Origin of the sequence: Kordiimonas pumila (genome assembly GCF_015240255.1) — a bacterium.
GTDB classification, from domain to species: domain Bacteria; phylum Pseudomonadota; class Alphaproteobacteria; order Sphingomonadales; family Kordiimonadaceae; genus Kordiimonas; species Kordiimonas pumila.
The window spans coordinates 1,612,506-1,624,835 of sequence record NZ_CP061205.1 but is presented as its reverse complement, the minus strand read 5'-3'; the positions used below and the strand labels follow the sequence as shown (position 1 = coordinate 1,624,835).

Annotated in this window: 9 protein-coding genes; 1 reads left to right on the top strand and 8 read right to left on the bottom strand. The window is 48.8% G+C overall.

The window, feature by feature from the left end; all coding sequences use genetic code 11:
- Nucleotide 1: 1 nt before the first annotated feature.
- From ICL80_RS06935 to ICL80_RS06920, 4 genes are all read right to left on the bottom strand, one after another.
- A complete protein-coding gene (locus tag ICL80_RS06935; protein WP_194215362.1) occupies nt 2–1,273 on the bottom strand; it encodes an MFS transporter in 1,272 nt (423 codons plus the stop codon).
- 261 nt (nt 1,274–1,534) lie between these two features.
- On the bottom strand, nt 1,535–2,803 hold the full coding sequence (locus ICL80_RS06930) for a metallophosphoesterase (RefSeq protein WP_194215361.1): 1,269 nt from the start codon (nt 2,801–2,803) through the stop codon (nt 1,535–1,537).
- Nucleotides 2,804–2,824: 21 nt separating this feature from the next.
- Entirely contained in the window at nt 2,825–4,444 is a 1,620-nt protein-coding gene (locus ICL80_RS06925) for a solute:sodium symporter family transporter (protein WP_194215360.1), read from the bottom strand.
- 151 nt (nt 4,445–4,595) lie between these two features.
- Entirely contained in the window at nt 4,596–5,456 is an 861-nt protein-coding gene (locus tag ICL80_RS06920) for a MurR/RpiR family transcriptional regulator (RefSeq protein ID WP_194215359.1), read from the bottom strand.
- A 154-nt stretch (nt 5,457–5,610) separates the two neighbouring features.
- On the opposite strand from ICL80_RS06920, the gene ICL80_RS06915 reads away from it, so the two are divergent.
- Nucleotides 5,611–6,744, top strand: coding sequence for a Gfo/Idh/MocA family protein (locus ICL80_RS06915; protein ID WP_194215358.1), 1,134 nt, complete (start codon nt 5,611–5,613; stop codon nt 6,742–6,744).
- Between the two features lie 18 nt (nt 6,745–6,762).
- Here ICL80_RS06915 and iolE read toward each other — a convergent pair whose 3' ends face one another.
- From iolE to ICL80_RS06895, 4 genes are read right to left on the bottom strand one after another with little or no spacing between them, the layout of a single operon-like run.
- On the bottom strand, nt 6,763–7,662 hold the full coding sequence (gene iolE, locus ICL80_RS06910) for a myo-inosose-2 dehydratase (RefSeq protein WP_194215357.1): 900 nt from the start codon (nt 7,660–7,662) through the stop codon (nt 6,763–6,765).
- Entirely contained in the window at nt 7,655–9,496 is a 1,842-nt protein-coding gene (iolD, locus tag ICL80_RS06905) for a 3D-(3,5/4)-trihydroxycyclohexane-1,2-dione acylhydrolase (decyclizing) (protein ID WP_228073844.1), read from the bottom strand. The genes iolE and iolD overlap by 8 nt, the downstream gene beginning before the upstream one ends.
- Nucleotides 9,496–11,436: a bifunctional 5-dehydro-2-deoxygluconokinase/5-dehydro-2-deoxyphosphogluconate aldolase gene (locus tag ICL80_RS06900; RefSeq protein ID WP_194215356.1), complete on the bottom strand. Its 1,941-nt coding sequence runs from the start codon at nt 11,434–11,436 to the stop codon at nt 9,496–9,498. Before ICL80_RS06900 ends, iolD begins: the two co-directional genes overlap by 1 nt.
- Nucleotides 11,433–12,245 carry a 5-deoxy-glucuronate isomerase gene (locus ICL80_RS06895; protein WP_194215355.1) on the bottom strand — a complete coding sequence of 271 codons (813 nt, stop codon included), beginning with the start codon at nt 12,243–12,245 and terminating at the stop codon, nt 11,433–11,435. The genes ICL80_RS06900 and ICL80_RS06895 overlap by 4 nt, the downstream gene beginning before the upstream one ends.
- Nucleotides 12,246–12,330 lie beyond the last annotated feature (85 nt).

Genomic DNA, 12,330 nt, shown 5'->3' with positions numbered 1-12,330 from the left:
TTTAGTTTGCGGTCCTGCATGACAAGGCCAGTAAGCCCGCACATAACATCGCCGCAGCCAGTGCGAGCATTCCCCCGTTAAAGCTGTTTGTCTGCTCGTGTAAATACCCAATCACAACCGGCCCAACATACCCGCCAAGATTACCGATCGAGTTTATAAGAGCAATGCCCCCTGCGGCTGCCGTGCCCTGCAAAGCTGCAGTCGGTAATGTCCAAAAAACTGGGAGCGTCGCATAAATACCAATAGCACCACAGGTTAAAGCAACAAGGTTTAACACTGGGTTATCAATAAGGGTGCTAACTGCAAACGCTGCAAAACCGAGAAATGCAGGAAGCGCCAGATACAAAGCTCGGTCATGCGCGTCGTCAGATTTTTTACCCCACCAATATAATGCAATAGCAGCAAGGGCATACGGCGCAATCGATATAAGGCCAACCTGAATATTACTGATGCCCCCAAAAGCTTTAATAATCTGCGGGGACCAAAAGCTAAATCCATAAAGGCCAATAACAAGCCCGAGATATATCAAGGCAAAGCGCCAGACATTCAGGTTTAACAGCCCAGCTTTCAAGGACGTATGCTGGGTTGGTGTACGGTCACGCTCCAAAAGGTCTTCCAATATTTTCTGCTCTGTATCCGTCAGCCACTTCGCAGATGAAGGCCTGTTAGGGAGCAAAAACAAAACCGCAATACCCAGTATTATTGCCGGCAGCCCCTCCAGCAAAAACATGGTTTGCCAGCCCTTAAAACCCAGCACCGTAATCTCTAGCAACGATGTGGAAATAGGCGCACCAAGCACGCTTGAAAGTGGTACTGCAATCAGAAAGCCGCCAATCACACGGCCGCGCATGTTAGACGGAAACCAGTTTGTGAGATAATATATCATACCGGGGAAAAAGCCTGCTTCCGCCACCCCCAGCAAAAACCGCACAATCCAGAAACTGGTAGGCCCGGTTACAAAGGCTGTAGCGATAGACAAAATACCCCATGTTACCATGATGCGGGCAATCCATGTACGCGCGCCTACCCGCTTTAAAATAAGGTTGCTTGGCACCTCAAACAAAAAGTAGCCGATAAAGAAAATACCAGCCCCAAACCCGTAGGCGCTTGCTGAAAGGCCAATATCAGCGTTCATTGTCAGCGCTGCATAACCAATGTTTACCCGGTCAAGAAACGACACAAAATATAAAAGCGCCATAAAAGGGATAAGGCGCTTTGATGCTTTCGCAAGTGTCGCCTTTTCAACTTCAGACAAAGAAAATTTTGGTGCCATGGTGCTATATTCCTTTTCAAAGCATGCTCATGTCAGAAGGGAAAGGCCTTCCTTACATGATATCCGCCTGATTATGGAATATAGAAAACAAAACCTATCTGAAAGGTTTTAAATGCCCGCTACTATGCCGATCCGCATATATTCTTAGCATTTCCCCCAACACCCTAAAACAAAGCCAGCATGGACCTTTATCACTGCCCTAAAAAAAGAAAGGAGCGCCCTTCCCATGAAAGGCGCCCCAGCCTTTACTCATAGTATATTTTAATGAGAGCGACGCTCAATCGGAAATTCATACTCTACAATAGGCTTACCTGAGCCATCTGTTGGTGTTGAAATCATTCTGATAACACCTGTATCACCCGTAAGTTCAACATGGGTAAAGCCCCATATCATACCGCGTACATAATGTGCCGTTTGCTGAGGGTATGCTTTTGCCTGATACGCAGCAAACGTGCTATGCGTTGAGCGCTCTTTTGACGCAGCACCAGACAGAACATGCACAAGCGGTTTTTCTGCTCGTCCTTTAGGGGTTGTTTCGCAGGTATCCGTATGAAGTTCCAGTGAATGTTCATGCCCGGCAAAGTAAACATCGGCATAGTCACATAACATCGGCAGCAATAAGCGGCGCAGCGTCCGTGCCTGCTCAAATTTGGAACCACCAGTAGACCATAAAGGGTGATGCGCCACCACAAACTTCCATTTAGCAGTTGAGTTTTTAAGGCTGGTTTCCAGCCACTGAACCATGTGTTTTTCAGCATCATTGGCAGGCATTGCCCACGGGTCAATATCATCTGGGCCAGTGCCCTTCATTTCACTGCCATCGGCATTCAGGATAGCCTCTGGGTATCCTTCACCAGACAGGATAACTTCGGTATCAATCACAAATATCTCTACCTCGCCGTGAGCGGAGGCTGGCTTTACGCTATAGAAAATACCATCCATGTAAAACTGGTCTGACTGTTCCATATAGGCAACCTGCGCCATTGCACCCTCGCGGGATGTATGCCAGTCGTGGTTACCAAGCGCTGTATAAATTTTGAAATCTGCTTCATTGGCACCAAGGCCCTGATACGGCGTTTCAAAAAGATCCTTAAACCTTTTGGCATCATCAACACCGTCAGCCCCCATTGTAGCGCCGTCAGGGTAAATATTATCGCCCAGCATCAAGCCAAATTCGCACTCTTTTTCAGCACAGTAAGCCTTCATGGCATCAGCAACTGGCTGCTGTCCACTCCGCATTATATAGCCGCCCATGTCCTGGTGATAATAAAGGGATGGCATACTAAACTCTGATGCGGGCTTATTGTCCTCCGTCCAATCAGCACGGTAATCTGCCTCAAAATCGTCAAGCGTGCGTAGCGGCTTTTTATACAGGCTCTTTTTCTGGTAGCCATAGTGATAGCCGCTGTCACCAAAGGCCAAAAAGGAAATGGTTTCTTCCTTTTTAGGCGCAGTGTCGCTGCTTGCCCAAGCACCGCTTGCACCAAGCCCAAGTGCTAAAAATACAGATAGTGACTTTAAATAGAACATGGTGATCTCCCTGTGTATCTTTTACTGTGCCAGCAGCACGTAAAAGAGAATTGTTACAATTGAAATCGCAGCGCCCGCTTTCACAGCATGGGGCCACGGTGTAATATCAACATCCTTGGTGTAAACCTGCTCGTAAGCTTGCTTTGCGGGCCTTATTTTACTCACCAGCAACATCAGTCCTGTTGTCACAACAAAGACTAGTGCAAGGAAATGCAGGAAGTGAATTTCCTCGTTTGTACCCAACAAGCTTTGCACAAAAGCCTGCACACTATCGCCACAGGCAAAGACCAACAGGTAAAAAACAATGGGGCCAATGATCATGCCCATCTTTGCCGCAAAAGCCGAAACATACCGCGTTGTCATACCAAGAAGGATAACCGCCAGCATGGGACCAAAGAAGGTCGCATTAATTTTTTGCAGATAGTTAAACAGGCTGCCACTAGTATCAATAAGTGGGGCAAAAGCCATCGCGGCCAGAGCGAGCGCAATACTGCAATACCGGCCGCTACGTACAAGCGCCTGCCCACCCGCATCAGGTTTAACAAAAAGCTTGTAAATGCCTTGGCTAAACAGCGTTGCAGAACTATTGAGAACACTATTGAAGGTGCTCAGAACAGCGCCCACCATTACCGCCGCAAAAAAGCCCACCAGTGCATCCGGCAAAACCGCCTTCACCAGCATAGGATAGGCCATCAGATAATCTTCTGGGCCAAGCGTATCCTTAAACATGTGGTAGGCGATCACCCCCGGTAGAACAATTACAAACGGCCCAACAAGCTTGAAGCAGGCTGCAATAAGCACACCCTTTTGCCCCTCAGCAAGGTTTTTGGCCCCAAGGGCACGCTGGATAATGGACTGGTTTGTACACCAAAAAAATATCTGGTTCACTATCATGCCCGTAAACAACACACCAAAAGGCAAAAACGAACCGGGTTCATCACCCGTGATATCAAACTTTGGGCGTTCCTCTCTATATACTTCGGTTAACCCTGCCAGCATATCCCCGTCACCCACCATAATAAGGGCAAGTGCTGGTACAAGCAGGCCTGCTATCAGAAAGCCAACACCGTTTACTGTATCAGAAATTGCAACGGCCTTAAGACCACCAAAAATAGCATAGAGCGAACCAAGTGTCCCAACACCCCACACCATTATCCATGTGGCTTCATTTTGGCTAATACCAAAAGTTTCAGAGACATTAAACAGGCTCTCAAGCCCTGCGGCACCAAACAGTAAAACAACAGGCAAAATAGCAATAACATAGGAAAACAGAAACAGAAGTGATGCAATCACCCGTGTTTGCTCGTCAAACCTGTTTGCTAGATATTCTGGAATGGTTGTAAGGCCGCTTTTTAAGTAGCGCGGTAAAAAATAAAGCGCTGTTACCACCATGGCAAGAGCAGCCGTTGTTTCCCATGCCATAACCGCAATCGTATGGTTGAACGCGTCTGCATTTAACCCCACCAAATGCTCGGTTGACAGGTTGGTTAACATCAAGGAACCCGCAATAACCCATGCGGTTAAGCTCCGCCCACCCAGAAAATAGGCATCGGAACTATCCATCTTATCGTCTTTGGTTTTCCAGTAAGAAACCGCTGCAACAAACCCGGTAAAGCCCACAAAAGTGACCAGAGCCAACATAGTACCCCCTCCCCAGAGAGCTAATTGCTCAATAAAAGAATTTAAATTTTATTTAATATCATAATTAGAATTATTATTCCTTTTATGGAGAAAGTCAATATTTCTATTCCGAAACCGTAAATCAACAGGAAAACCATAGAAGAATGAGCACTTAATCTCTGATCAATTGCTTACCATTCAGGCCAAGACCAATAGCAAGCGCCTGTGCGAGGCACATGGTACCCGTGATGGTACGAAACCCGCTCACGGTAACTTTATCTGTCAAAAAATACGTATCGCTCACTTTCACAATTGGGCTAACAAGTTTGTCCGTCATCGCGATAACCTTGGCGCCGCTCTCACGCGCCTGCTGTCCCACGCTAATAACCTGATCGGCATAATTGGGGAAAGTTGCAACAACAAGTACATCGCCTTTACCAATAAGCCTTGATTGCTCGATCAAGTTACCACCAACACCGTCCAGCAAAAAGGCGCGCATATCCAGGTTGCGCATCATATAATAAAGATAAGCCGCAACAGGAAAGGACCTGCGCTGCCCCAGAATATAAACATTCTGCGCTGCTTTTATGGTGCTAATAGCTTCGTTTAGCCGGTCTATTGTTACCTCGCTTTGTAAATTGGTAAGGGCATCGTGGTTTGCTTCCAAAAACACATTCAATATAGGGTGCTCACCGCCAAGGTTTTCACTATTACCTTCTTTCAGTTTTTGGATACGGTCTGAATAATTGGCAGAATAACCCGGCAACTGTTGCACCAGATTACTACGGAAAATCTTTTGAATTTCTGAAAACCCTTCAAAATCCAGTGCCTGAGCAAAACGTATCAAGCTTGAGGGCTGTACTTCCAACTGTGCCGCTATCTCTGCTGCGGTATCAAGCGCGGTATCAACAGGGTTATCCAGAATGAAGCGAGCAATTTTTTTTAATTGTTTACTAAGCCCGTCAAACCTGCCTGCAAGAACAGCATTAAATTCATCAAACTTATAACCAGCTTTGCTCTCATTCTTTGCCATTCTACCCGTCGCCTTTTGTTACTAACTATCAACCCGTACCCTTAAAAATAATTATACCCATATCATCAAAAAAAGGAATGCAAATTTCCTTCTCAGAATATATATTCCTATGACGCCCATATAAACGAAATGAAAATTCTTAAGGAGGGGACTGATGCAGGAAATTGGCATCGGGCTGATAGGCAGTGGCTATATCGGCAAAACACATGCAATTGCCTATAATGCGCACCGGGCTGTTTTTGGTGGGCCTCTTGTGCCCGTTTGCCGGGCACTTGCCGAGATAGACCAGCAAAAAGCCACCTCAGCGGCGGCGGCACTGGGTTTTGATCGCGGCGTTAGCGACTGGCAGCAAATGATAGCCGCTGATGATATTGATATAGTCGCGATTGCCACACCAAATGCCCTGCATAAAGAAATGGCGATTGCAGCCATTGAAGCAGGTAAGCATATCTATATTGAAAAGCCACTCGCGCTTGATACTCATGAAGCAAATGAGATTATCGCAGCCTTGGAAAAACACAATGCGCGCCATGCGCCTCTTGTTCATATGCTTGGATACAACTACCTCTGTAACCCCATGATAAGTCTTGCAAAAGAGATCATTGCCAGCGGCGAGCTAGGCACCATTGTTCACTTTAGGGGCAGACATATTGAGGACTATATGGCAGACCCTAGCATCCCCTTTAGCTGGCGCTGTTCAAAGGCGGTATCAGGTACTGGCGCGCTCGGCGATATGGGGTCTCATATCATTAGCATGGCTATGTATCTTATCGGGCCAATTGTATCGCTTTGTGCAGATACAGACATCATCATTCCTGAACGAACCGACAGTAACGGCGCGGTTAAACGGGTTGAAAATGAAGATCAGGCGCAAGCAATGGTGCGGTTTGCATCAGGTGTTATGGGCTTTCTTGAAACAAGCCGCGTGGCAACAGGCAAAAAGCAGGGATTGGGTTTTGAGATTGTAGGCACAAAGGCAAGCCTTGAGTTTGATCAGGAAAGAATGAACGAACTGCGGCTTTATGAAACTTCGTCGCCTAATGGCCGAAAAGGGTTTAAAACCATTCTGGTTGATAGTAACTGCCCGGATTTTAAAGCCTTTTGCCCAGCACCCGGGCACGGCCTTGGCTATAACGACCTCAAAATAATTGAGGTTAACCGGTTGATGAAAGCCATAGCAGAAGGGGCTGCAGTACCGGTTGATATTTACCAAGGCCGAAATATCGAGATGGTGATCGACACCTGTGTGCTTTCAGCGAGCGAGCGAGCGTGGAAGGATGTCAGATAGGGGTGCACACGGCTGGCACTAATGTGCCAGCCCCGCCTCTTTTGCATAGGCACTAAGAGCCGCGCAGCCTTTTTTTGCATACTCAAAGGGGTTGGCTTTAGCGGGATCCTGTTCTGCCTCTACCACAAGCCAGCCCTCGTATTCCGCACCTGCCAGCACCTTAAGGATAGGCACAAAATCCACATCGCCGTCACTCGGCACCGTGAAAACACCCTCAACAACAGCATCCAGAAAACTGCTGCCTGCGGCTTGCACATGTGCCTGCACACTGCGCCGAACATCTTTGCAATGAACATGCTTTATGCGCGCAGCATGGCGCTTGGCTACAGCAAGCGGATCTGCCCCCGCAAAGGTCAAATGGCCGGTGTCCAGCAGCAAGCCAACGTCCGGTGTTGTCTCTGCCATAAGCCTGTCTACCTCGGCCTCGGTTTCAACAACCGTTCCCATATGATGATGGTAGGCAAGATGCAGGCCCCTGCTTTTGACGTGGGCCGCCACTGCGGACAAGCGTTTGCAGAACTCAGGCCATTCGCTATCCTTGAGAACTGGCCGTTTAGAGAGCGGTGCTGTTCTGTCGCCGTGTACACAGCCAGTGGTCTCGGCCCATACAACAACGTTTGACCCCATCGCAGCAAGCAGGGAAAGGTGTGGCTCAAGGGCCGCGATTTCTTCCTCAACTGATCTAGTCATCAGCTCTGATGAATACCAACCAGAGATAAGGTCGATACCATGTTTTGCCAAAATAGGCCTTAATACATCTGCACTGCGCGGGAATTTGTGGCCCAACTCAATACCTTCGTATCCGGCGAGCGCCGCCTCGGAGAGGCAGGTATCCAGGCTTGTTGCAGCCCCCAATTGCCGCATATCATCATTAGACCACGCAATGGGGTTGGTCCCAATACGAATACTCTTAACCATCTATTTTTTGCTTTCCTTTTTGCGTCTGATAATGGGCCAACCGCTCGCTGGCGCCCTCAGAATCTGAATGTTCAACAACGGGTACATCCCACCAGTTTCCGCCATCTTCTGTGCTGATTGCTGGGTCGGCATCAATCACGATAACCGCTGTCTTGGGTGCGGCTTTTGCCCGTGCGACAGCTGCAGGCAGATCTGCAAGCGTTTCTGCTTTCTCTGCCAGCGCCCCCATAGAGCGGGCATGGGCCACAAAATCAATCACAGGTCTTTCGCCGTCAATGCGGGTACCTTTTTCAAACAGGTTATTAAACGACGTGCCCGTTGTGCTGCCCTGCAATCTGTTAATGCAGCCAAAACCGCCATTATCAACCAAAATGATAATCAGCTTTTGCCCCATCATCACAGACGTTGAGATTTCAGAGTTCATCATCAGGTAGGAACCATCCCCCACCAGCACAAAGACATCGCTAGAAGGTGTCGCCATTTTAACACCCAAGCCACCAGCAATTTCATACCCCATACAGCTAAAGCCATATTCAAGGTGATACGTGCCGGGGCTTTTCACCTGCCATAATTTATGTAATTCTCCGGGTAACCCACCAGCTGCAGCGACAATCGTGTCGTTTGCATCCACCGCACGGTTAAGCACGCCCAATATTTGCGCGTCGGATGGCAGCTGGTGGGTATCTTCTGCGGTCACTTTTTCTGTAGTTTGTGACCATGCATTTCGTCGTTCTTCGATTATAGCTTTTGGCCCCGCTTTTTTAGGGAGCGCCGCTTTTAGGGCAATAAGGCCCGTACGCGCATCTGTTACAAGCGGAAGGCTACGGTGTTTAATGGCATCAAACGCCCCAACATTAAGATTGATAATTTCAACATCCGGGTTCTGAAATAGCGACCGCGACCCTGTGGTAAAATCTGCGAGCCGTGTACCCACAGCCAAAACAACATCTGCTTCAGCGGCAAAGGCATTGGCCGCAGAAGTACCTGTAACACCAATACCACCCACATTCAGCGGGTGCGCCCATGACAGGCTGCCTTTGCCTGCCTGTGTTTCCGCAACCGGCAGGCCGCAGTGCTCTGCAAATTCGGTAAGCGCCGCTTCAGCCGCACTATACCGAATGCCGCCACCGGCAACGATCATTGGCTTTTTCGCCTTTTTCAAAATGGCAACAGCCCGTTCAAATTCAAACGCATCTGGGGGCTGGCGCCTTAAGTGGTGCACTGTTTCCTTAAAAAACACTTCTGGGAAATCATAGGCTTCTGCTTGCACATCTTGCGGTAAACATATGGTAGCCGGGCCACAGTTTTCAGGGCATGTCAGCACCCGCATTGCCTGCGGCAAGCTTGTAATAAGCTGCTCTGGCCGCGTAATCCGGTCAAAGTAACGGCTGACCGGCTTAAAACAGTCATTTGCTACCTCGATCGGATTCTGGGGGTTTTCTATTTGCTGTAAAACTGGGTCTGGTCGCCGGTTGGCAAACGTATCGCCCGGCAACAACAGAACGGGCAAGCGGTTCACATGCGCAAGCGCTGCTGCGGTTATCATATTTGTCGCACCCGGCCCAACCGATGTTGTGCACGCCATCATCTGCCGCCGCCGTTTGGTTTTTGCATAGGCAATTGCCGCATGCGCCATTGCCTGTTCATTATGGGCACGATACGTGGGCAGGTCCTCTTGCACCCGTGACAAAGCCTCGCCAAAACCCGCCACATTGCCGTGCCCAAAAATTGCAAATACACCTGTGAACATAGGCAGGATAGTACCATCTACATTCACTTTTTGGGCGATCAGGAACTTTGCCAGTGCTTCCCCTGCCGTTAACCGAACCGTCATTATGCAATCGCCTTTTGTTTTGCTGCTTGGTCAGTTCTGGCATTTATCCAGCAATTTACCAACCGGCTATAGCGTGCGGCCATTTCATCAACCACCTCTGCATCACTGGACGAGCCTGCAAACCATGCTCTAGCTGCCTCGCCAAAAATTGTTCGGCCAACAGCAAAGCCTTTGCAGATAGGGTGCTGTGCTGCATTCTCGATTGCCAGCATGACCTCCTCCTCTGGGGCGTCAAGACCCAATAGCACAATGCCCCGGCAATGTGGGTCAGCCTTTACCACAAGCGCCCCAAGGGTCTGCCATTCTGCTTCAGAAAGCGGGGTTGGCAATTTCCACCAATCAGGATATATGCCCAAACCGTAAAACCGTTCTATGGCACGAGCAACTGTCTGGCTATCACGCGGCATTTGGGCTGGGGGAATAATCTCAACCAGTAATTCATGACGCGTAGACCGTGCAGCATCGGCAAGCTGTAACAGCATGGCTTCCTGCTCAAGCTTCATCGCTTCATCGTCGTCTGGATGATAAAATACCAAGCATTTGACACAGTGTTCTTGCGGCCATTCCCGCAAGGTTGCCATAACACTGGGGCCGCCTTCAAACCGTAAAGGGCGTGACCCGGGGTATTCTATCGGGCGGCCAATCCAGATACTATTACCACTTGCTTTTGTAAGGGCATCTTGGCCCAGCCGACCATCGCATAGTATACCTAACCCGCGCCCAGCATGCTGTTTTTGTACCTGTTCAAAAGCTTTCCAGCACAATAGTTTAAAGGCTTCTATTTCTTCAGGGCCTTTCCCTGTATCAAAGGCCATATCCTCAAGCTGCTTGCGGTGGTCATAGGCAAATGCCAATACCTCGTTTATCTCGCGGTGCCGGGTGGTAGACCAGTGCAATTGCTCTAGTGCTGTGTCGTGGCGCAGGCTATAATGCTCACTGCCATTACCCATAAAATACTGCACTTCTATATAGCTTGGAATAGCAGGTGCACAGCCATGGCGCGATACAACAAGCGCGCCAGATGCATTTGCCAGCCTGCAACTTTCTGACCAGCTAAGACCCTTCAAATAGCCCCGCAGCAAACCAGACATAAAAGCATCGCCCGCCCCCAGCACATTAAATACCTCTACAGGGAAACCACCGTACACTTCATTGTCCCTGATATTTGCCGGTATTTCAGCTTCAAAAACTGTACAGCCTTCAGGCCCAAGCTTTAGCACCAGGTCGGCAGATGTGAGGCTGCGAATGTATGCGAGAGCCTGCTGTGTATCAGTTGCCCCGCCTGCAATATGAAACTCTTCTTCCGTACCGACAATAAGATCGCAGTCAGGTAAAACATCGGCTAGAATTTTTGTAACATCACTTGATGCAACGAAGCGTTCTTCACCCAGTCCAAGCTCTGTTAATCCCCACAGCACCGGGCGGTAATCAATATCCAGCACCACTTTCGTGCCGTGGATCTTTGCCAGTTCTACCGCTTTCAATGTTGCCGCCCTCACGCCGGGCTTGGATAAATGTGTTCCGGTAATAACCAGCGCTTTTGCAGATGCTATAAAGTCTGCGTCAAAATCGTCTTCTGACAAAGCCATATCTGCACAGTTTTCACGGTAGAAAATAAGCGGAAAGGTTTCCTTATCCCTAATACCAAGAAACACAAGTGCCGTTAGTCTTTCAGGGTCTGTTTGCAAATGGCTGACATCAACGCCTTCCGCCACAAGCGTTTCTCGAATGAAGCGACCCATATGTTCATCACCAACACGGCTGAGCAAAGCACTTTTTAAGCCCATTCTGGCTGTACCAACAGCAATATTGGCAGGGCAGCCACCGATATATTTCGCAAAACTGCCCATATCTTCAAGCAGACCACCGACCTGCTCGCCGTATAGGTCAACCCCTGCACGCCCCATGCAAATTACATCAAGGCGCCGACCGGCCATCATAATTTTACCCCTTTAGGCTGCCAAAAATCAGCATCTGGCTCCATTGTCCAAGCGTGCTCGTCAACAAATTTCGGGATACCATACCGATCACCCGGCAAATGGCGAATAACCCAAGCATAATACATACCGTAACCGGGGGCCGCGACCTGCGCATGGGTTTTTTTGTCCATAATTCGCACACTGTCGTTTGGACGAATCTTTACAACATCATCCTCTAGTTCACCGTGCCCCCAACCTCGCGGATCTGTAAATCGGTAATGATATATCTCTGGCTGCGGGTGATGATGCGGGGGGTAAGACGACCATTTACCCGGCATGGTTATGACTTCACCCAAAACCAGTTCTGCCTCAGGCACAGAATTTGTGTCATCAAATATTGTGCGCACAAAACGAAGGCATGTGCCCCCAACCTGCCCTTTGCCCCGTGGCTCATCAACACCCGCATCTGGGGTATAAATTTCTGTAGGGAATTTCACCTCATTGCCACACTGGTAAACGGTAAACTCTGCGTCCGTGATAGCAGTTACCTGCAAGTTCACTCCTTTAGCACCGTGCACACAGGAAGGATGTTCATCAAACAAGGAACCCCGTGACCAGTGAACCGTCTGCCCATCAATATCGCATGTTACTTCACCGTCCATCAACAGCCATGCGCTTTCGTTTTCAAACACAGACGTGATGCTTTCGCCTGCACGCAAACGCTGCACAGCCACGCCTATACCTGTGGGTTCAGACGTGTCTTTATGGTCCGTAATAGATGTATACCCAAAAGCAAAGCCACTTCTGTGTTTCGTGATATGCTCAAACAAGAGCCCCTCCCAGTAATCTTTTACCCGTGATAGAATACGCTACGAGCTTTATACATAATAACCATTTACGAAAAGAAATATTTAT